Origin of the sequence: Bacteroides mediterraneensis (genome assembly GCF_025993685.1) — a bacterium.
In the GTDB taxonomy this organism is placed as follows: domain Bacteria; phylum Bacteroidota; class Bacteroidia; order Bacteroidales; family Bacteroidaceae; genus Phocaeicola; species Phocaeicola mediterraneensis_A.
On sequence record NZ_DAJPEN010000001.1, the window covers coordinates 1 to 21,269 of the forward strand.

The 21,269-nt window shown below is 51.2% G+C and carries 21 protein-coding genes; 13 read left to right on the forward strand and 8 right to left on the reverse strand.

Annotation, left to right across the window (positions count from 1 at the left end; translation table 11 throughout):
• Positions 1–844, forward strand: an 844-nt coding sequence (locus OIM59_RS00005) for an AMP-binding protein (protein ID WP_303894129.1), incomplete at its 5' end; no start/stop codon positions are given.
• A 67-nt stretch (positions 845–911) separates the two neighbouring features.
• Here OIM59_RS00005 and OIM59_RS00010 read toward each other — a convergent pair.
• Positions 912–1,799 carry an NAD kinase gene (locus OIM59_RS00010; RefSeq protein WP_299170475.1) on the reverse strand — a complete coding sequence of 296 codons (888 nt, stop codon included), beginning with the start codon at positions 1,797–1,799 and terminating at the stop codon, positions 912–914.
• A gap of 190 nt (positions 1,800–1,989) precedes the next feature.
• Here OIM59_RS00010 and OIM59_RS00015 point away from each other — a divergent pair, with 190 nt between their 5' ends.
• From OIM59_RS00015 to recG, 7 genes are read left to right on the forward strand one after another with little or no spacing between them, the layout of a single operon-like run.
• Positions 1,990–2,703, forward strand: a complete 714-nt coding sequence (locus tag OIM59_RS00015) for a pyridoxine 5'-phosphate synthase (RefSeq protein ID WP_303894133.1) — start codon at positions 1,990–1,992, stop codon at positions 2,701–2,703.
• 3 nt (positions 2,704–2,706) lie between these two features.
• Entirely contained in the window at positions 2,707–3,426 is a 720-nt protein-coding gene (locus tag OIM59_RS00020; RefSeq protein ID WP_072541575.1) for a MotA/TolQ/ExbB proton channel family protein, read from the forward strand.
• A gap of 6 nt (positions 3,427–3,432) precedes the next feature.
• Positions 3,433–3,849, forward strand: coding sequence for a biopolymer transporter ExbD (locus OIM59_RS00025; RefSeq protein ID WP_072541576.1), 417 nt, complete (start codon positions 3,433–3,435; stop codon positions 3,847–3,849).
• 14 nt (positions 3,850–3,863) lie between these two features.
• A complete protein-coding gene (locus tag OIM59_RS00030) occupies positions 3,864–4,700 on the forward strand; it encodes a TonB family protein (RefSeq protein WP_299170469.1) in 837 nt (278 codons plus the stop codon).
• Positions 4,701–4,725: 25 nt separating this feature from the next.
• On the forward strand, positions 4,726–5,274 hold the full coding sequence (locus OIM59_RS00035) for a DJ-1 family glyoxalase III (protein ID WP_022353468.1): 549 nt from the start codon (positions 4,726–4,728) through the stop codon (positions 5,272–5,274).
• Positions 5,274–5,942, forward strand: coding sequence for a 2-C-methyl-D-erythritol 4-phosphate cytidylyltransferase (locus OIM59_RS00040; protein ID WP_303894140.1), 669 nt, complete (start codon positions 5,274–5,276; stop codon positions 5,940–5,942). Before OIM59_RS00035 ends, OIM59_RS00040 begins: the two co-directional genes overlap by 1 nt.
• On the forward strand, positions 5,942–8,041 hold the full coding sequence (gene recG / locus OIM59_RS00045; RefSeq protein ID WP_299170463.1) for an ATP-dependent DNA helicase RecG: 2,100 nt from the start codon (positions 5,942–5,944) through the stop codon (positions 8,039–8,041). The genes OIM59_RS00040 and recG overlap by 1 nt, the downstream gene beginning before the upstream one ends.
• Before the next feature lie 260 nt (positions 8,042–8,301).
• On the opposite strand, the gene OIM59_RS00050 is transcribed toward recG, so the two are convergent.
• Positions 8,302–10,626: a glycoside hydrolase family 20 protein gene (locus OIM59_RS00050; protein WP_303894143.1), complete on the reverse strand. Its 2,325-nt coding sequence runs from the start codon at positions 10,624–10,626 to the stop codon at positions 8,302–8,304.
• A gap of 326 nt (positions 10,627–10,952) precedes the next feature.
• Between OIM59_RS00050 and xyl3A the strand changes: the two genes are divergently transcribed.
• The gene (gene xyl3A, locus OIM59_RS00055; RefSeq protein WP_303894146.1) at positions 10,953–13,535 is read left to right on the forward strand and encodes a xylan 1,4-beta-xylosidase; all 2,583 of its coding nucleotides are present in this window, start codon (positions 10,953–10,955) and stop codon (positions 13,533–13,535) included.
• 77 nt (positions 13,536–13,612) lie between these two features.
• Here the strand turns inward: xyl3A and OIM59_RS00060 are convergent, their stop codons facing one another.
• Both OIM59_RS00060 and menA read right to left on the reverse strand, forming a co-directional pair.
• Positions 13,613–14,095, reverse strand: a complete 483-nt coding sequence (locus OIM59_RS00060) for a GNAT family N-acetyltransferase (RefSeq protein ID WP_072541586.1) — start codon at positions 14,093–14,095, stop codon at positions 13,613–13,615.
• Between the two features lie 3 nt (positions 14,096–14,098).
• Entirely contained in the window at positions 14,099–14,989 is an 891-nt protein-coding gene (menA, locus tag OIM59_RS00065) for a 1,4-dihydroxy-2-naphthoate octaprenyltransferase (protein WP_299170458.1), read from the reverse strand.
• 91 nt (positions 14,990–15,080) lie between these two features.
• Between menA and OIM59_RS00070 the strand changes: the two genes are divergently transcribed.
• Entirely contained in the window at positions 15,081–15,917 is an 837-nt protein-coding gene (locus tag OIM59_RS00070) for a metallophosphoesterase (protein WP_299170545.1), read from the forward strand.
• Here OIM59_RS00070 and nadD read toward each other — a convergent pair whose 3' ends face one another.
• The 4 genes from nadD to OIM59_RS00090 are packed head-to-tail and all read right to left on the reverse strand — an operon-like array spanning position 15,918 to position 18,135.
• Positions 15,918–16,511, reverse strand: a complete 594-nt coding sequence (gene nadD, locus OIM59_RS00075) for a nicotinate (nicotinamide) nucleotide adenylyltransferase (RefSeq protein WP_299170456.1) — start codon at positions 16,509–16,511, stop codon at positions 15,918–15,920. It lies immediately after the preceding gene.
• Positions 16,490–16,675 carry a hypothetical protein gene (locus tag OIM59_RS00080; protein WP_072541589.1) on the reverse strand — a complete coding sequence of 62 codons (186 nt, stop codon included), beginning with the start codon at positions 16,673–16,675 and terminating at the stop codon, positions 16,490–16,492. The genes nadD and OIM59_RS00080 overlap by 22 nt, the downstream gene beginning before the upstream one ends.
• A 12-nt stretch (positions 16,676–16,687) precedes the next feature.
• Positions 16,688–17,254 (reverse strand): guanylate kinase, encoded by a 567-nt coding sequence (gene gmk / locus OIM59_RS00085; protein WP_299170453.1) that lies wholly within the window; start codon positions 17,252–17,254, stop codon positions 16,688–16,690.
• A gap of 5 nt (positions 17,255–17,259) precedes the next feature.
• Entirely contained in the window at positions 17,260–18,135 is an 876-nt protein-coding gene (locus tag OIM59_RS00090) for a YicC/YloC family endoribonuclease (RefSeq protein ID WP_204475775.1), read from the reverse strand.
• 449 nt (positions 18,136–18,584) lie between these two features.
• On the opposite strand from OIM59_RS00090, the gene tsaB reads away from it, so the two are divergent.
• From tsaB to murA, 3 genes are all read left to right on the forward strand, one after another.
• Positions 18,585–19,274 carry a tRNA (adenosine(37)-N6)-threonylcarbamoyltransferase complex dimerization subunit type 1 TsaB gene (gene tsaB, locus OIM59_RS00095; protein WP_299170450.1) on the forward strand — a complete coding sequence of 230 codons (690 nt, stop codon included), beginning with the start codon at positions 18,585–18,587 and terminating at the stop codon, positions 19,272–19,274.
• Between the two features lie 66 nt (positions 19,275–19,340).
• Positions 19,341–19,943, forward strand: a complete 603-nt coding sequence (locus tag OIM59_RS00100) for a DUF4290 domain-containing protein (RefSeq protein WP_303894157.1) — start codon at positions 19,341–19,343, stop codon at positions 19,941–19,943.
• A 16-nt stretch (positions 19,944–19,959) separates the two neighbouring features.
• Entirely contained in the window at positions 19,960–21,267 is a 1,308-nt protein-coding gene (murA, locus tag OIM59_RS00105; protein WP_299170446.1) for a UDP-N-acetylglucosamine 1-carboxyvinyltransferase, read from the forward strand.
• Positions 21,268–21,269 lie beyond the last annotated feature (2 nt).

Here is a 21,269-nt window from a genome sequence, read left to right on the forward strand (position 1 = left end):
GAAGTTTACGCCGGCCGATATCCTGCAGAAGATTCACGACTATCACATCACCTCGCTTTGTGCACCTCCTACCATCTACCGTTTCCTGATTCGGGAGGATTTGTCGAAGTACGACTTGTCGTCGCTGGAATATTGTACCACAGCGGGCGAGGCTCTGAACTACTCGGTGTATGAGACCTTCAAGCGTATCACGGGTATCCGTCTGATGGAGGGTTTCGGACAGACGGAAACGGCCCTGACACTGGCTACTTTCCCATGGATGGAACCCAAACCGGGCAGTATGGGCGTGCCTAATCCGCAGTATGATATTGATTTGCTGAAACCGGACGGCCGTTCGGCGGAAGATGGAGAACAAGGGCAGATTGTGGTGCGTACCGACAAGGGCAAACCGCTGGGACTGTTTAAGGAATACTATCGCGACCCGGCTTTGACGCACGAGGCATGGCATGACGGAGTGTATTATACCGGCGATGTGGCCTGGCGTGATGAGGACGGTTACTACTGGTTTGTGGGCCGTGCCGACGATGTCATCAAGAGCTCCGGCTACCGTATCGGCCCGTTCGAGGTGGAAAGTGCCCTGATGACCCATCCGGCGGTGGTGGAATGTGCCATTACCGGTGTACCCGACGAAATCCGCGGACAGGTGGTGAAAGCTACCATCGTATTGGCAAAGGATTACAAGCAGAAAGCCGGGCCGGAACTGGTGAAGGAATTGCAGGACCACGTGAAACGGGTGACGGCGCCTTACAAGTATCCGCGTGTTATCGAATTTGTGGATGAATTGCCGAAAACCATCAGCGGAAAAATCCGCCGGGTGGAAATTCGTCAGAAAGACAATGCGTAACTGGATAGATATTCAGAAAGCCGGGATGCCTTCAGAAAGCGTTCCGGCTTTTTGTTGCTGTCGGGACTCAAATGCGCGAGTCGGCTCCCCACATCATTTTCTCGCGCAAGGTGTTGAAGAAAGAATGATGGCAGCGTTTCACGATGCGGATGTAATGTTCTCCCCGGCGGATGGTCAGCCGGCTGCCTTCGCGGAAGGTTTCGCTGCGGCCGTCGATGGCAATCAGGAAATTGTGGCTGCGGCTTTCCACCTCCAGGGTGATTTCCCAGTCGTCCCGAATCACGATAGGGCGCACGTTGAGGCTGTGCGGGGCTACGGCGGTCAGGCTGATGGTGCCGCTCTGGGGAACCAGAATCGGACCGCCCACACTGAGAGAATACCCCGTGGAGCCGGTAGGAGTGGCCACAATCAGTCCGTCGGCCTGATATACGTTCAATAATTCTCCGTTGATATAAGCCCGGATGGAAATCATGGACGAACTGTCACGCTTCAGAATGGCGATTTCATTCAGTCCGTAGGGATATCCTTTCAGTACCTGCCCGTTGCTGGTCAGTTTCAAGACCCTTCGCGGTTCGGCCAGGTACATTCCCTGATGAATCTCTTCGAAGGTCTCCTCCATCTGGTCGGGCGTAATGTCGGCCAGGAACCCCAGGCGCCCGGTGTTGATGCCCAGTATGGGAATCTCCTTGTTGCCCACCAGACTGGCGGTTTTCAGGAAGGTGCCGTCGCCGCCGATGCTGAGTGCCATATCTGCTGTAAAGTCGTCATGACCGTTGAAAATCTCCAGTCCCGTCAGGTCGGCGCAGGTATGCAGGCGCAGGAACTCGTAGAATTCCCGGTGAATGCAAATGTCTGCTTCCTTGTGCCGGAGAATCTCCAGCAGATGAGTCACGTGGGCCGATTTATGTTCCTGATACGTATTTCCAAAGAGGGCGAATTTCATCTTCCGCTGCATATAGGGTGTTTTTTATCAATCTTTTTAAGAATAAACATGGCAAGTTTCTCGTAAAACCTGCTAACTTTGCACGATGTTGATGCAAAGATAGCGAAAGGCGAGAGTAGAGACAAACGAAAAACAAAGTTTTTCGATTGGGCTATGCCGAGCCGCCTCCTGTCTTCTTAAAAGATAACGAAATTCATGGAATATGACTAAATTAAGTGTGAATATAAACAAGGTGGCTACGCTTCGTAATGCGCGGGGCGGAAACAACCCGGATGTAGAGAAAGTGGCACTGGACTGCGAGCAGTTTGGGGCGGAAGGTATTACGGTTCACCCGCGTCCGGATGAACGGCATATCCGCTACTCGGATGTGTATGCCTTGCGCCCGGTGTTGAAATCAGAGTTCAATATTGAAGGTTATCCCTCGAAAGAATTTGTCGACCTGGTATTGAAGGTAAAACCGACTCAGGTGACTTTGGTCCCGGATACGCCCGACCAGATTACCTCCAACTGTGGTTGGGATACCAAAACGCATCAGGCTTTCTTGACAGAGCTGATGGATACGTTCGGTGAAGCAGGCATCCGTACTTCTATCTTTGTGGGGACAGACTTGGAACTGATTGAATATGCAGCCAAGACAGGGGCCGATCGGGTAGAGTTGTACACGGAACCTTATGCTTCTCTTTATCCCAAGAATCCGGAAGCAGCTGTGGCTCCGTTTGTGGAGGCCGCCGACCGGGTACATAAACTGGGTATGGGACTGAATGCCGGACATGATTTGAGCCTGGTGAACCTGAAGTATTTCCATGATCATATTCCTTGGCTGGATGAGGTATCCATCGGCCATGCTTTGATATGCGACGCATTGTATTTAGGATTGAAGAAAACCATTGAAGAATATAAAAATTGCCTTCGTTAAATTATGATGACATTAACTTTACTGGCTGCCGCTCAGGCTGTAGCCGACACAATGGCCGGAGCAAATCCGGTGCTGACTCCGGTTTCTTCCGGTGAGCCACAGATGAATCTTTGGGACATGGCCTGCAAGGGAGGCTGGATTATGATTGTACTGGCTGTGATGTCGGTAATCGCTTTCTATATTTTCTTTGAACGGGCAGTAGCCATCCGTAAGGCAGGAAAGGATGACCCTTTGTTTATGGACCGCATCCGCGACTACATCAAGTCGGGTGAAATCAAGTCGGCCATCAACTATTGCCGCATTACGAACACTCCTTCGGCCCGCATGATTGAGAAGGGTATCACCCGTATGGGCCGTCCGGTAGCTGATGTGCAGGCCGCTATCGAGAATACCGGAAACATTGAAGTGGCCAAGCTGGAAAACGGCTTGTCTATCATGGCCACTATTTCGAGCGGGGCACCGATGTTGGGATTCCTCGGTACGGTGACCGGTATGGTGCGTGCCTTCTGGAACATGGCCAACGCGGGCAATAACATCGACATCACTTTGCTGTCGAGCGGTATTTACGAAGCCATGATTACGACGGTGGGCGGACTGGTGGTCGGCATTGCCACGATGTTTGCCTACAACCATCTGGTGTACCGTGTGGACAAGGTGGTCAGTCAGATGGAAGCACGCACACTGGCCTTCATGGACTTGTTGAATGAACCGACTGAAAAATAAACGCGTATGGCATTAAAGAGAAGACAGAAAATATCACCCAGCTTCAGCATGTCGTCCATGACCGACCTGATTTTCCTGCTGCTGATATTTTTTATGATCACTTCTACCATGGTATCGCCGAATGCCATCAAGGTGCTTCTGCCCCAAGGTTCGGAGCAGACTTCGGCCAAGCCTATGGCGCGGGTGATCATTGATAAAGACCTGAACTATTACGGTGCTTTCGGCAACGAGGATGAAATGCCGCTGGCCATCGATGAGGTGGCTGCGTTTCTTCAGGAATGTGCCCGGAAAGAACCGGAAATGTATGTAGCCCTGTATGCCGACGAGTCCATTCCGTATCGTGAAATCGTCCGGGTACTGAATATTGCGAACGAGAATCATTTCAAGATGGTCCTGGCGACTCGCCGTCCGGATAAAAACTAAAAAGCAGAGTGACGTTGAAAAAAAATAAGGTAATCGGAATTGTATGTACGGTGGTTTTGCACCTGCTGGTGTTGCTGCTGCTGTTTCTTCTGAAGCTGACCGTACCGGCAGAACAGGAGGAAGGCGGTGTGCCCGTGATGCTGGGCAATACGGAACTGGCGGGAGGAGAAGCCGACCCTTATACCTTGACGGAGGTGGACATGATGCCTTCGGAAGCTCCTGCTGCACAAGAAGCGGCAGAGACGCCTGCCGTGGAACAGCCGATGATTACGCAGCAGAATGAACCTTCCTTGCAGGTGAAGAAGGAGACCCCGAAAAAAGAAACTCCCAAGAAGGAACAGCCGAAGAAAACACCGGTGAAGACCGAAGCACAGACTGTGAACAAGCCGAAGGAGAAGACCGAGGCGGAGAAACGGGCTGAAGCGGAAAAGGCTGCGGCACAAGCGGCTGCCAACAAGATAGCCGGTGCCTTTGGAAAGGGCTCCCAGATGGGAAGCAAGGGCAATGCCTCTGGTGCGGGTTTGCAGGGAAGTCCTACCGGGAATTCCTCCACTGGAAAGACGAGTGGCGTAGGCGGTTATGGCACTTTCGACCTGAACGGCCGTTCGCTGGGTAGCGGAAAGCTTCCGGTGCCGGTGTACAACGTGCAGGATGAAGGCCGTGTGGTGGTGACCATCGTGGTAAACCCCGCAGGACAGGTCATCAGTACCAGTATCAACAAGCGGACGAACACGGTAAATCCGGCGTTGCGGAAAGCAGCGGAAGAGGCGGCCCGGAAAGCCCGCTTCAATGCGGTGGATGGGGTGAACAACCAGAGTGGTACCATCACCTATTATTTTAAATTGAGATAATTTTTAATTCTAAACAGATAGATTTATGAAAGCAGTTTGTATCTTTTTGGCTGAAGGTTTCGAGGAAATGGAAGCCATGTTCCCGTTGGATATCATGCGTAGAGGCGGATTGAATGTGAAAACCGTGTCTGTAACCGGTAATAAGACCGTGACCAGCTCCCATCAGGTACCTATCGTAGCAGATATGTTGTTTGAAGACCTGAAAGAGGAAGAGGTGGAAATGATTGTACTTCCCGGAGGACTGCCAGGTGCCACCAACTTGGATGCACATGCCGGACTGGACAAGCTGATCATGAGTTTTGCCGCTGCCGGAAAACCGCTGGCTGCCATCTGTGCCGCACCGATGGTTTATGGCAAGCGCGGTTTGCTGAAAGGCAAGAAAGCGACCTGCTATCCGGGCTTCGACAAGTTCCTGGAAGGAGCGGAATATACGGGCAACATGGTCGAAATCGTCGACAATTTCATTTTGGGTAAAGGCCCGGGTGCCGCACCTGCCTTTGGCTTTGCCATTCTGGAAAAATATGCCGGTGCAGAAAAGACCCTTGAAGTGAAAAAAGGAATGTTGCTGGCATAATGAAGAAATATGTCATTGTGGTAGCGGGAGGAAAAGGCCTGCGTATGGGGGGAGAGATTCCCAAGCAGTTCATACCGGTAAAAGGAAAGCCGGTACTGATGCGTACGCTGGAGGCTTTTCATGCCTGTGACCCGCAGATTGAACTGATTGTGGTGCTTCCGGTGGAACAGCGTTCCTACTGGGAGCACCTTTGTGCTGAGTATGGCTTTGCTTTGTCTCATCGGATTGCGGCAGGAGGGGACACCCGTTTCCATTCCGTGAAGAACGGATTGGCTCTGGTAGAGGAAGACGGAATTGTCGGAGTACACGACGGGGTACGTCCTTTTGTTTCTTCGCAAGTCATTGCGGACTGCTATGCACAGGCGGTAGCCTTGCAGGCCGTAGTGCCCGTGACGGATGTGGTGGAAACCGTTCGTCATCTGTTGCCCGAAGGAGGCAGTGAGACGGTCTCGCGTAATGAATACAAGCTGGTGCAGACACCGCAGGTCTTTACGGTGGAACTGCTGAAACGGGCATACGCACAGGAGTACAAGCCTTTCTTTACCGATGATGCTTCGGTGGTGGAAGCATTGGGACAGTCGGTACATTTGGTGCCTGGCAATCGGGAAAATATCAAACTCACCACTCCTTTTGACCTGAAAGTAGCTGAATCACTTATTGACGACTGATGTTTGACTTATCCACACGCGATGTGAAATATTTACCGGGGGTAGGACCGCAACGGGCGGCTCTGCTGAATAAGGAATTGAATATCTATTCCTTACGTGACCTGTTGTATTATTTCCCTTACAAGTATGTGGACCGCAGCCGTCTGTATTATATTCACGAGATTGACGGCAATATGCCCTATATTCAGTTGCGCGGACGGATTCTGAGCTTTGAACTGTTGGGTGAAGGCCGCCAACGCCGGTTGGTAGGACATTTTACCGACGGTACGGGCGTGGTAGACCTGGTGTGGTTCCAGGGACTGAAATACATCACTGGAAAGTACAAGGCCAACGAGGAATACATCGTGTTCGGTAAGCCGACAGTATTCAACGGGCGCATCAACGTGGCGCATCCCGACATCGACCCGGCACAGGAACTCACTCTTTCCACCATGGGGCTCCAGCCCTACTACAATACCACGGAAAAGATGAAGCGTACCAGCTTGAATTCGCACGCGCTGGAAAAGCTGATGAAGAATCTTTTCCAGGCCTTGCAGAAGGACAGTTTTGAGGAGACCCTGAGTCCTTCCCTGATTGCGGCTCACCAGCTGATGCCCCTGACGGATGCATTATATAACATTCATTTTCCGCAGAATCCAGAACTTCTCCGCAAGGCACAATATCGGCTGAAGTTTGAGGAACTGTTCTACGTGCAGCTCAACATCCTCCGTTACACCAAGGAACGACGAAATAAGTTCCGCGGATTGGTATTCGAGCATGTGGGCGAAATTTTCAATACCTTTTACGCCCATCACCTGCCTTTCCAGCTGACGGGAGCGCAGAAACGTGTCATCAAGGAAATGCGTCGCGACATGGGCAGCGGGCGGCAGATGAACCGGCTGTTGCAGGGAGATGTGGGTAGTGGGAAGACCCTGGTGGCCCTGATGACCATGCTGATTGCCTTGGACAACGGCTTCCAGGCCTGCATGATGGCTCCTACCGAGATTCTGGCTACCCAGCATTATGAAACCATCCGCCACTTTTTGGAAGGGATGCCGGTGCGGGTAGAATTGCTGACCGGCAACGTGAAAGGCAAGCGCAGGGAAACGATTCTCCGGGACTTATTGACAGGGGATGTGCATATCTTGATTGGTACGCATGCCGTGATTGAGGATACGGTTAACTTTTCTTCGTTGGGATTGGTGGTCATTGACGAGCAGCATCGTTTTGGGGTAGCCCAGCGAGCCAAGCTGTGGGGCAAGAACACTCGTCCTCCCCATGTGCTGGTCATGACGGCTACTCCGATTCCCCGTACGCTGGCCATGACTTTGTATGGCGACCTCGATGTGTCGGTCATCGACGAGCTGCCTCCCGGCCGGAAACCCATCCAGACCATCCATCAGTTTGACAACCGCCGGAAAAGCATGTATGAGTTCATGCGCAAACAGATTCAGGAGGGACGTCAGGTGTACATCGTGTATCCGTTGATTCAGGAAAGTGAAAAGATGGACATCAAGAACCTGGAAGAAGGTTATCTGCATATTTGTGAGGAATTTCCCGAATACAAGGTCAGCAAGGTGCACGGCAAGATGAAACCGGCCGAGAAAGAGGAGGAAATGCAACGCTTCCTGGCCAATGAAACCCAGATTATGGTGGCCACCACCGTGATTGAGGTAGGGGTGAATGTGCCCAATGCGTCGGTGATGGTCATCGAAAACGCCGAACGTTTCGGACTTTCCCAGCTGCACCAGCTTCGTGGACGAGTAGGCCGGGGGGCTGACCAGTCGTATTGTATTCTGGTGACCGGATACAAGCTGACGGAAGAAACCCGCAAGCGCATTGAGATTATGGTACAGACCAACGATGGTTTTGAGATTGCCGAAGCTGATTTGAAACTGCGTGGTCCCGGCGATTTGGAAGGTACCCAACAGAGTGGAGTGGCCTTCGACCTGAAGATTGCCGACATTGCCAAAGACGGGCAGCTGCTGCAATACGTCCGTGGCATTGCGGAGCGCTTGTTGGATGACGATCCTGAGGGAATGAAGCCGGAAAACCGGATTGTCTGGCAACAGCTGAAAGAACTCCGTAAGAAAAATGTGAACTGGTCGGTAATATCTTGACAATTAATATTCTTAAACTTCTATAAGTGTGCTCCTGGAAAAACGCAAGGGAGTTTTTTGAGGAGTTTTATGTGTGAAACTGATACTCCTTCGTGGTACGGAAATAGCCCTATCATATCCCAAATGGAGTTTGATAGAGCTATTGTTTTACATTTTACGGATAATGGCATCGGGATTTTTCCGATTGGAGCCTGATACAAGCTTTCCGTTGATGTTCTTTTCCGGCAGACTGCCTCAGCTGCTGTCTGTTTGTTTCAAACTTAATTGATGGCGATTTCATCAAGGAACAAGAAAGTCTGCTTGCCTGCCCCTGGGTGCCATTTTGGAAGTACTGGTGTATTCTTTCCGATGATGTGTACATAGCGTGCTTTTGTCTTCTCAAAACTGACGGTATCACGTTTCAGCACATTGTTCTTGCTGCCTTTTTCCAGTGTCGGAATGGATATCGAACCTATTTTGGTGTAAGTCTTTCCATCTTCAGAGCCATATACTTCTAATCCCGTCAGTCCGAAGATATAGTCGCCTGGGACCAGATAAGTGCCGACTGATACAGAAGATATCTCTTTCGGTTCCTGCAAGTCGATGGTGGCATCCAAATTCTGACCGTAAATGCCGATATAGCGTCCCGAACGGTAGTTGTCATCTCCTTGCATGCCGTCTACCAGTAAGTTGGCCCCCTTGTAAGTGAACTTCTCGTCGGGTGTACATTTCAGGGTAATGGGATGCATGGTAGCCAGGTTGTACGTGAGAGTTTCTGCTGTCACATCGCTTTCACGGCCGTCGCGGATAGCCTTTGCCTTGATGGTCGTCGTCTGGTCTACCGTAAATGGTTGCGTATACTGTTGTGAGGCAGCCGATGGTTCTGAACCATCCAAGGTGTAGTAAACCGGTGCATTGTCGAATGTTTTCAGTTGAATGACAGCTGCTCCGCCTTCCCCTTTCGGTTCAACGTCGATGGTGACGTCCTCGATATCCTTTTTATAATTATATCCGTACAATTGGTACAAATCCAGCTGGTGGCGGAGTCGTTTCAGGAATCCGTTCAAATCCTTCTTTTCCGGGTTGCTCCACTGCAACTCACTCAGTGCGGCGATGCGTGGCATCATCTGCCATTCCATTTTCACGCTGTCTTTGGTCCATTCAGTCCAGATACATCCCTGTACTCCGATAATGTTTTTCTTTTCTTCCGTAGTCAATTCGTCGGATGCCGGTTCAAAGTTATATACCCGTGCCACACTGCTGATGCCTTTCAGACGATTATATCCTGGATTGCTGAAATACAAGTGACTGATGGGGCAGACGATGGTAGGATGTCCCAGCTGTGCGGCCTTGATGGAAGCCTTTACCCCCGTCCATGCCATGACAGTAGTTGTTTCTGGATTTGGATTGCCTTCCAGAATCTCATCCCATGCCAGCATTTTCTTGCCCCGTTTGGCTATTTCCTTTTCCACCTCATTCATGAAATACACTTGGAGCTGGTTTTCTTTGCTGTGCTCTTTCGTGTCGCGCAGTCCCAGTTCTTTGATTTTGGCCTGGCATTTTGGACATTTTTCCCATTCTGTTTTTGGACATTCGTCTCCTCCGATGTGTATGTAAGGAGCGTCCGGGAAAATATCCATCAGTTCATTTACCACATCCTTGGCAAATTGTAATGTTTTGGGATTTCCTCCACAAAGCACTTCCTTGAATACTCCGAACTTGGTAGCTGTTTCATACGGACCGCCGGTACATCCCAGTTCCGGATACGAAGCCAGTGCTGCCAGCATGTGTCCCGGCATGTCTATTTCGGGGATGACTGTAATAAATCGTTCGGCTGCGTATGCCACGATTTCTTTGGCATCTTCCTGTGTGTAGTAACCGCTTACCGGAGTCCCGTCGAATTTGCCTGAGCCGGGAGCTGTAATTGTTTCTTTACGGTACGAACCTATTTCCGTAAGCTTGGGATATTTTTTGATTTCGATGCGCCAGCCTTGGTCTTCGGTCAGGTGCCAGTGAAAATAGTTGACGTTGTGCAGTGCCATGACATCAATCAATTCTTTCAGATATTCTTTCGGGAAGAAATGACGGCCTACATCAATCATGAATCCACGGTAATTGTATTGCGGAAAGTCTTTCACCTCGCCTGCTGGCAGTGAGGCCAATGCTTTGCCCTTTGTGATGGGAAGCGCCTTATGGATGGTCTGGCAGCCGTAGAAAACTCCGGCTTCGGTAGCTCCTGTGACGGTGACAGCCTCAGTTGTTACATTCAGTTCATACCCGTCTTTGTGGGTGATGGAAGGGTCAATTTTCAGTATGATACAGTTGTTCCCTGCTTTTGTACCAGTCTTGACCTCCGTACCGGTTACCTCTTTGATATAATCGGCCAAAAGGCGGGCTGTGCTTGCCAGCTTTTCATTGCCTTCGTCGTAGACGATGGTCGTGGAAGATTTGATAACGAAAGGTGCCGCGGACGGATTTTCCGTTACTTCCTGCGGGAGTGGAATCACATTCAGGTCACCCGTCTGGGTTTCTTGTGGTGTGCATGCCGCCATGCATCCTGCTGCTAGCAGGCAGATTGTCCATACTTTTACTGAGTTTCTTTTCATAGAACACAATTGATTTAAAGGTTTTTCTAATACTTTTTATTATGCAAATGTAATTATTTTTCTTGAATTAAGCATACGTCTATGTATTGGTTTAGGATAACGTTATTTAAGGACAGGTCTTGACAGTTGTTTGGGTACTCCTGTGATGCATTTTTATAATTTCTTCTTATGTATTATAGTTTTGTCGAAATAGAAAGGGGGATAGAATAGAAAAGATAGGGGAAAATACTTGTAAAAATATTTTTTTTAAATAAAATGTGGTAACTTGTGGGCAGATATTCATTGTGCTGAAACAAAGCTATGGGAAACTGCTAATAAATAAATCTATGAGGTATGGTGTTTGGCTATTGGGCTTGGCTTTTCTGGGCTGTGCCCGTCCCGATTTCCGGGATTCGTCTTTGCCTTCCGACCAGCGTGCCGACTTGCTCTTGCAGGAACTGACGTTGGAAGAAAAGGTCTCTTTGATGATGGATGTGTCGAAGCCGGTGGAGCGGCTGGGAATCAAGCCGTATAACTGGTGGAATGAAGCGCTGCATGGGGTGGCTCGTGCCGGACTGGCTACGGTCTTTCCGCAGCCGATTGGTATGGCAGCATCTTTTGATGATTCTTTGGTGTATAAGGTATTTACGGCGGTGTCGGATGAGGCGCGGGCTAAAAATACTTATTACGTGCAACATGACAGTTACAAGAGATACCAGGGACTGACCATGTGGACACCGACGGTGAACATTTATCGTGATCCGCGTTGGGGAAGAGGGATTGAAACCTACGGCGAAGATCCTTTTCTGACAAGTAAGATGGGCGTGATGGTGGTCAAAGGTTTGCAGGGAGAAACCGACGGGAAGTACGACAAGTTGTATGCCTGTGCCAAACATTTTGCGGTACACTCGGGTCCGGAGTGGAACCGCCATTCTTTTGACGTGGAAGACTTGCCCCTTCGGGATTTGTATGAGACTTATTTGCCGGCTTTCAAAGCGCTGGTACAGGATGCTGGGGTAAAGGAGGTGATGTGTGCGTACAACCGTTTTGAAGGGGAGCCTTGTTGTGGCAGCAACCGTCTGCTGACGCAGATTCTACGGGAAGAGTGGGGATTCGACGGCATTATTTTGAGTGACTGTTGGGCCATCAATGATTTTTTTGATGAAAAAGGACATCGCACGCACAAGGACGCACCTTCGGCTGCTTCGGCGGCCGTGTTGAGTGGTACGGACTTGGAATGTGGCTCTACGTATGAATCGCTGGTAGAAGCGGCCCGGAAAAAGATGATTGATGAGAAGGTCATCGACAAGTCGGTCAAGCGGTTGCTGAAGGCTCGTTTCGACTTGGGCGAGATGGACAATCCGGAAAAGGTTTCCTGGACCAAGATTCCTTTCTCTGTAGTGGCTTCTGCGGCACACGATTCACTGGCATTGCGGATGGCGCGGGAATCCATGACGTTGTTGCTGAACAAGCACCGGGTGCTTCCGTTGAAGCGCGGTGGACTGACCGTGGCGGTCATGGGACCGAATGCCAAAGACTCGGTCATGATGTGGGGAAACTACAACGGAGTACCTTCTCATACGGTGACCATTCTGGAGGGAATCCGGTCGGCACTTGGAAAAGATGATAAGCTGATTTATGAACAGGGTTGTCCGTGGGTAGGCGATGAATTGCTGGAAAGCGTGTTCAGTGAGTGTAGGTCGGAAGGGCGGCCGGGTTTCACGGCGCGTTATTGGAACAATGTGAACCACGAGGGTAAAGTGGACGTGGAAACACGGGTGATGACACCGTTTAATTTCTGTACTTCGGGGGCGACGGTGTTTGCACCGGGGGTGAACCTGACGGATTTTTCGGCTACGTATAATGCCACGTACCAGCCCAAAGCATCAGGGGAGATTGTGCTGGATGTGTATAGTTATGGCAAGGGAAGGTTGCTGGTCAACCGGAAGGAGGTGATGAACTATCATAATGTGCACGGGGGCAGCAAGCAGTTTTGTACGCTGCCGGTGGAAGCCGGGCAGAAGTACGACATCGAACTTCAGTTTGAATACCTGCAAAGTGATGCGCAGTTGAACTTCGACCTGGGCTTTAAGAAGAAAGTGGATGTAGCCCGGTCGGTTCAGGCCGTCCGGAATGCCGATGTGGTGGTCTTTGTGGGAGGTATTTCCCCGAGTCTGGAAGGCGAAGAGATGGGCGTGGATTTGCCGGGTTTCCGGAAGGGAGACCGTACCAGCATCGAATTGCCGGAAGTGCAGCGGGAATTGCTGGCAGCCTTGCACCGGGCCGGAAAGAAGGTGGTGCTGGTGAACTGTTCCGGCTCGCCCATCGGACTGGTGCCGGAAACGGCGACGTGTGAGGCCATCTTGCAGGCATGGTATCCGGGGCAGCAGGGCGGTAAGGCGGTGGCCGAGGTGTTGTTTGGGGATTACAATCCGGCCGGACGCTTGCCGGTCACTTTCTACCGGAATACGGAGCAGTTGCCCGACTTTGAGGATTACAATATGAAGGGACGTACCTATCGTTTCATGACGGAAAAACCGCTCTTCCCCTTTGGGTATGGGTTGAGCTATACTACCTTTAAGTATGGCACGGCTACTTTCAATGCACAGACGATAGGCAGTAACGACAATCTGACGGTGACTGTACCGGTTTCGAATGTCGGTAGTCGCGATGGGGAGGAAGTAGTACAGGTTTATCTGAATAAGGTGGGCGACGAAGGAGGTCCGGTGAAGACCTTGCGAGCCTTCAAACGGGTGTTTGTTCCGGCTGGAAAGACTGCAAATGTGTGTATTACCTTGTCAAAGAAAGACCTGGAGTGGTGGAATGAAACTACTCACAGTATCCAGTTCTGCCCGGGTGAATATCAGGTATGGATTGGAAGCAGTTCCGATGAAAAGGACTTGAGCAAGTATGCGATTACGTTGAAGTGAGGAATTCCTGATAAATACAATGCAGGGCGGTGTCCGGTTTGCCAGACGCCGCCTTCTTTTTTGCAGAACGAGAGGGCTCAGAGAATCAGTTCATAATCCACGATTCCCAACCATTTGCCGAATTTACGGCCTACTTCCCGGAAGCTGGATACCTTTTCAAAGCCCAGTTTCTCGTGCAGGGCATAGCTGGCCTCGTTGCCTTCGGTGATACAGGCAATCAGGGCATGCAGTCCGCAGCGGCGGCATTCCTCTATCAGGTGCTGCATCAATTCGCTGCCCAATCCTTTTCCCGTACAGGAAGGTGCCAGGTAAATGGTGGTCTCCACACTCTGGTTGTAAGCCGCCTTCTCTTTCCATCCATGTACATAGCAGTAACCGGCAATCTGTCCTTCCACCTCGTACACGAAATAGGGGTATTGGCTACTGATGGTCTGGATGCGGGTCCACATCTCTTCTTCGCTCACCGGTTCCAGTTCAAAGGTAATGGTGGTGTGTGTGATGTAATGGTTGTAGATGGCGGTAATGGCCGGAGCATCTTCTTTGCATACTTTCCGAATCATAATTTAAAGAATCAATCCTAGTGTAAGTAATAATCCAAAAATGAGCATGTTGCGTGAGGTCTCTCCCAAGATGCCGTTCAGGGCTTTCCCGCGGTAGATACGGGCCATGTGCTGGGTGGTCAGGATGTGCGGAATGAGGTACAGCTGCGGAAGCAGTACGGCATAGATTTTTCCGATGCGCAGGAAATAGAAGCAGCACCAGCAGGCCGCCAGTCCCAGCAGGAAATACAGAATCAGTCCGGCTTTGGCACCCAACCGCACTACCAGCGTTTTCTTCCCGCTCACTGCATCCTGTTCCCTGTCGCGGAAATTGTTAATCATCAGCAGGGTGTCGATGAGAAGCCCACAGGCCAGTGAGGTGAGAGTGACAGCCGTGTTCCAGTCGTGTGTCATGACATAGTAGGTACATCCCACAGGCACGAAGCCGAAGAAGACGAGCACCATCAGGTCGCCCCATCCGTGGTAAGCCAGCGGATACGGTCCGGCGGTATAGAGGAAGGCAAAAATCATGCAGGCAATGCCGACCGGAATCATTTCCAGCCCCCCGTAGTAAAGCAGGCAAAGTCCGGTGATTCCTGCCAGCAGGGTAGTACAGACAATGCCGGCCTTCATGGCCTGCGGACTGATCCATCCTTGGGCACAGGCACGTTCCGGTCCGAGACGGTCTTCGCGGTCGCTGCCTTTCAGAAAGTCGAACAGGTCGTTGATGAAGTTGGCGTCAATCTGCATCAGGAAGGCAAACAGAAAGCACAGCAAGGCCGGTATCAGCTGGAAGTGGCCGTAAATAAAGGCCAGGGCACAGCCCAGCATGACGGGGATGGCGGCTCCGGTCAAGGTCTTCGGACGGGCGGCCAGCAGCCACGCTTTTATGGAATTGGTTTTGACGTATGTCATGAAATCTGGATTTTTAGTTTTTCGTCCGGCAAAGTTAGGCATTTTTTTACGACCTTTGTCACGACCGGATAGTTATATGTAGTTCAAAATGATGAAACGACTGAATTTGTTGGCAGGTGGCTTGCTGCTGATGAGCTTCCTGCTTTCCTCTTGTGCCACGGCGTCCTTTTCCAAGTATAAGGGAGTGGGACGTGTGAAACGGTATGATTTTTACAGTGCCCAGTTGCCCGACTCCTTCGACGGTTTCCGGGTAGCTTTTGCCTCCGACTTTCATTTCGAGAGCCGGTTTACCGCCCGTCGGTTGCCGGGTATGTGCCGGGCCCTCCGTTCGCTGGATGCGGACGTGCTGCTGTTGGGCGGAGACTATCGGGGGCGGAACGGAGGAGATGTGACACAGCTTTTCCAGGCCTTGAAGACCGTGGAGACACCCTGTGGCACGTATGCCGTGATGGGCAATCACGAACGCGGAGAAGCCGATTCGCTGGCACGGAAGGCCATGCGGGAGACAGGTGTACATTTGCTGGAACATCGGGTAGATACCCTGTGGCGGGGAAAGGAATATATCTTGCTGTGTGGCATCCGTAATCCGTTCGATTTGAAGCAGAACGGGGTGTCACCTACCTTGGCCTTGCGGGAAGAAGATTTTGTGTTGATGCTGGTGCACACCCCCGATTACGTGGAAGATGTGGATGTGTCGCACACCGACCTGGCCTTGGCGGGACATACCCACGGAGGGCAGGTCAGTCTGTTCCGCCGGTGGACGCCTGCGCATTTCTCCAAATACGGCAACCGTTTCCTGACGGGGTTGAAACACAACAGTGCGGGCATTCCGGTGATTATTACCAACGGGCTGGGTACGTCGCGCAAGGATGTGCGCCTCTTCACTCCGAGCGAGGTGGTGCTGGTGGTGTTGCACCGGAAGAAATGATTAGCGGTAGAGTCCTTTTTCCTGAATGATTCTGAACACTTCCGGATGCAGGAAATAGCGCAGGTCTTTGCCTTCGCGGATACCCTGGCGGATGAAGGTGGAACTGATTTCGAGGAGGGGAGTCTGTACCACCCGGACATGAGGGGGAAGAGGAGTTGTATCCTCTAAGGGATAACCCCGACGCGGATAGACCAGGATGTGGTGACGGCGGATGATTTCCTCGGGCGACCGCCAGCGGTCGAAGGCCTGCCAGTTGTCGGCTCCGATAATCAGGTGGAATTCCCGGTCGGGATAACATTCGGCCAGCTTGTCGAGGGTATGGATGGTGTACGAAGGGCGTGGAAGCTGGAATTCGAAGTCGGAAGCCCGGAAACGGGGGTATCCGGCCACGGCAGCCTCTACCATCTCCAGACGGAGCGCATCGTCGAGCAGCGTCTCGTTCTGCTTGAACGGATTTTGAGGGGTGACCAGAAACCATACTTCCTCCAGTCCTCCGTATTCACACAGGTAATTGGCCAGTGCCAGGTGTCCTATGTGAACCGGGTTGAAGGAGCCTCCGAAAAGTCCGGTTTTTATCTGAGACTTTTCTTCCATTGGATATAGTTGAGAATCTGCCATATAGCCACCAGCAACATGGCGACGGCAATGATGTATTCTTCTTTGGCTACGGCCACTACGCCTACGGCAATGGCAGCCAGTCCGATGACGATGCAGAGCAGCGTCATCCAGCGCAGAACTTTTTTAGGATTTTTCGGCATAGTCGGACGGATTTAGTGTTGGAGAAAATGGCGGATGGTCTGCAAGGCTTCCGCTTTGGCCTTTTCCAGGTCGTCGTTGACAATCACCACGTCGAACTTATTGGCATAGCCCAGTTCGAAGGCGGCTTTTGCCAGACGGCTCTCGATGACTTCGGGCGCATCCGTACCTCGGCCTGTCAGTCGCTTGCGGAGTTCCTCGATAGAAGGCGGCTGGATGAAGACCGACAAGGCCCGGTCGCCATAGAATTTCTTGATGTTGCATCCGCCCACCACGTCGACGTCGAAAATCACGTTCTGTCCGGCGGTAAGCTGTTTTTCCACCTGTGCCTTCAGGGTGCCGTAGAAACGGTCCTTGTACACTTCCTCGTATTCCAGAAACTCGTTATTGGCAATGCGCTGCTTGAATTCTTCCGGAGTCAGGAAGAAATATTCCACGCCGTTTTGTTCCGTGCCACGGGGAGCACGGCTGGTGGCCGAGATGGAAAATGCCAGGTTCAGGTTCTGTGTCAGCAAGTAATTGATGATGGTAGACTTGCCGGAGCCGGAGGGGGCTGAAAAGATGATAAGTTTTCCTGCCATATTTTTTACATTACGTTCAACACTTGTTCCTTGATTTGTTCCAGTTCGTCTTTCATCTGCACCACGAGGTTCTGCATCTCGGCATGGTTCGACTTGCTGCCGGTGGTGTTGATTTCGCGGCCCATTTCCTGTGCGATGAAGCCCAGTTTCTTACCCTGTCCGTGTCCGCCTGCCATGGTTTCGCGGAAATATTTCAGGTGGTTGGCCAGACGCTGTTTTTCTTCGTTGATGTCCAGTTTCTCGATGTAGTAAATCAGTTCCTGTTCCAGACGGTTCTTGTCGTAGTCAATGCTCAGGGTCTTTTCCAGCGCGTCGGTGATGCGTTCCCGGATTTTGGTCACACGTTCCTTTTCGTACGGTTCGATGGATTTGAGCAGCCGTTCGATGTTGTCCAGCTTTTCCGTGAACTTCTTTTCAAGGGCGGCGCCTTCCTGCTTGCGGAAATCCACCAGGTGCTGCAAAGCCTCTTCGATGGTCTGTTTGGCCACGGCCCATTCCTCGTCCGACAGTTCCTGCACGTCTACGCGTGTCAGTACGTCGGGCATGCGCAGCAGGGTGGCGAACCAGTCTTCCGGCAACGGAATGTGGCAGGTTTCAGAAATGGTTTTTATCTGGTTGTAATAGTTTTCTACGAGAGCGGTATTGATGGGAGTGGCCGATTCGGCGGCGTCTTTTTCCACCCATATACAGAAATCCACTTTCCCGCGTTCCAGGGTCTGGGTAATCAGGTTGCGGATTTCCATTTCTTTTTCACGATACAATGGAGCGATGCGTGTGGACAAGTCCATTGCTTTGCTGTTCAACGATTTGATCTCTACGTTGATTTTTTTGTCTCCGAAGGCGGTGGTTGCTTTGCCGTATCCGGTCATTGACTGTATCATAACTCCTTTTGTTTTTTAATCATTTGAATGCAAAGGTAGGAAAAATCTGCATAAAGCGTAAACGGCTGTGTAAAAAACGTATGAAATCGCTTTGTGACGGGCAGATAAAGCCTGATATCTCCGTGGAAATAAGTCTGTTTTTCCTTGTCTGTTTTTCCAAGGATACTGGCATTTTCTCTGTCCCACACTGTGGGATACAAAAACCACAGTGTGGGATACATATTTCACAGTGTGGGATACAAATCCCGCATCGTGGAACAGAGAATGTTTCGGGACATTCGGAAGAATGTTTGCGGAAGTTTCCGGTTTTGCGGACCGGAAGGTCGGAATTGGCGCGGGTCGGTGGGCCTTTCGGAAAGGCTTTGTCACTTTCTGCTTCTTTTTTCGTGAGAGAGTGAGAAGAAAAGTGTATATTTGCAGACTAATATATAACTGTATTGAATTTAATTATGTCGTGCATTTTACATATTGAAACGTCGACGGAAGTTTGCTCGGTGGCAGTGAGCCAGGACGGGGCTTCCATTTTCTCGAAAGAAGATTTTAACGGCCCTTCGCATGCGACTGTGCTGGGGGTATTTGTAGATGAAGCCTTGTCGTTTGCCGACAGCCATGCCATTCCGGTGGATGCGGTGGCGGTGAGCTGTGGCCCGGGTTCCTATACGGGATTGCGTATCGGGGTTTCCATGGCGAAGGGAATCTGCTACGGACGGAACATTCCGTTGATTGGGCTTCCTACGCTGGAAGTGATGTGTGTGCCGGTACTGCTGGCCCACGACCTGCCGGAAGATGCCCTGCTTTGCCCGATGATTGACGCCCGCCGGATGGAAGTGTATGCTGCCGTGTACAACCGTGCGTTGAAAGTGCAGCGTGCCATCGGTGCGGATGTGGTGGACGAAAACTCGTATGCCGAATTCCTGGAGAAACATCCGGTGTATTTCTTTGGCAACGGGGCGGCCAAATGCAAGGAGAAACTGACGCATCCCAATGCGCATTTCCTGGACGATGTGCATCCGCTGGCCAAATGGATGTTTCCGTTGGCTGAAAAGGCGATGGCCACACAGGATTTCAAGGATGTGGCTTATTTCGAGCCTTTCTATCTGAAGGAATTTGTGGCTTCCACTCCGAAAAAGTTGTTGTAAGAAGGGATTGCCGGGGCACGTATACCGGTGGAAGAAGAATTTGAATGATTGAATAATAGATTTTATATGGAGTATAATACCCAGCAACGAAAATTACCGCTTCCGGAATATGGAAGAAGCGTACAGAACATGGTGGATTATGCATTGACCATCGAGGACCGTGCAGAGCGTCAGCGGTGTGCCAATACGATTGTGAATATTATGGGAGGGATGTTCCCCCAACTGCGTGACGTGGAAGACTTCCGCCATAAGCTGTGGGACCATCTGGCCATCATGTCCGACTTTAAACTGGATATTGACTATCCGGTGGATATCGTGAAGAAGGAAAGTCTGGAAGTGAAGCCGGACCGGATTCCTTATTCACCGAATGTCATCCGTTACCGCCACTATGGAAGGTTCATTCAGGATTTAATCAAGATTGCGGTGGACTATCCTGAGGGTGAAGAAAAGGACCAGCTGATTAAATACATCGCCAACCACATGAAGAAAGACTACATCAACTTCAACAAGGATGGGGTGGAAGACCAGAAGATTCTGGATGATTTGTGTGAGTTGTCGGGCGGACGTATCAAGCTGTCGGCCGAGGTATACCATCTGGTGGAACAGCGTTCCTTTGGACCGCGCCGCCGGCAGATGAACAATAACAACCAGCAGAAAAAGAAATACTAACTAAAAACCGGATACTATGGCTTCATTTGTAATCGAAGGAGGACACAAGCTGCAGGGGGAGATTGTGCCTCAGGGTGCTAAGAACGAGGTGTTGCAGGTGCTTTGCGCTACCTTGCTGACCGATGAAGAAGTGACCATCGGAAACATCCCGAACATTCTGGATGTCAACAACCTGATTCAGCTGCTGCGCGACATGGGCGTGAAGGTGGCCAAGACGGGAAGTGATACGTTTTCTTTCCAGGCCGACAATTTGAATCTGGCTTACCTGGAAAGCGATGAGTTCTTGGGACGCTGCTCCAAACTGAGGGGGTCTGTCATGCTGGTAGGGCCGCTGATTGCCCGTTTCGGCAAGGCGATGATTTCGAAGCCGGGAGGCGATAAGATTGGACGCCGCCGGTTGGACACGCATTTCCTGGGCATCCAGAAATTGGGTGCTTCGTTCGATTACGATGCAGCGAAAGGTCGTTTCAGCATTACGGCCGACAAGCTGAAAGGTACGTATATGTTGCTGGATGAGGCTTCCGTGACAGGTACGGCCAACATTATCATGGCGGCGGTACTGGCCGAGGGGGTCACGACGATTTACAATGCGGCCTGTGAGCCGTATGTGCAGCAGCTGTGCCGGATGTTGAACCGGATGGGTGCCAAGATTTCGGGCATTGCTTCCAACTTGCTGACCATCGAGGGAGTGAAGAGCCTGAAAGGTTGCACACACACGGTATTGCCGGATATGATTGAGGTGGGAAGTTTCATCGGCATGGCGGCTATGACGGCCAGTGAAATCACCATCAAGAATGTGTCGTATGAGAACCTGGGAATCATTCCCGACAGTTTCCGTCGGCTGGGTATCCAGCTGGAGCAGCGGGGCGACGACATTTATGTGCCGGCACAGGAACACTACCAGATTGATTCGTTCCTGGACGGTTCTATCATGACGATTGCCGACGCACCGTGGCCGGGACTGACACCCGACTTGCTGAGTGTGATGCTGGTGGTGGCTACCCAGGCAAAGGGAAGTGTGCTGATTCATCAGAAGATGTTTGAAAGCCGCCTGTTTTTCGTGGATAAATTAATCGACATGGGGGCGCAGATTATCTTGTGCGACCCGCACCGGGCCGTAGTCATCGGACACGACCGCAACTTCTGCCTGCGGGGAGGCAACATGACTTCTCCGGATATCCGTGCCGGTATTGCCTTGCTGATAGCCGCACTGGGTGCGAAGGGCATCAGCCACATTCATAACATTGAGCAGATTGACCGGGGATACCAGCATATCGAACAGCGTCTGAGTGCGCTGGGAGCACGTATCACCCGTATAGAATAAGG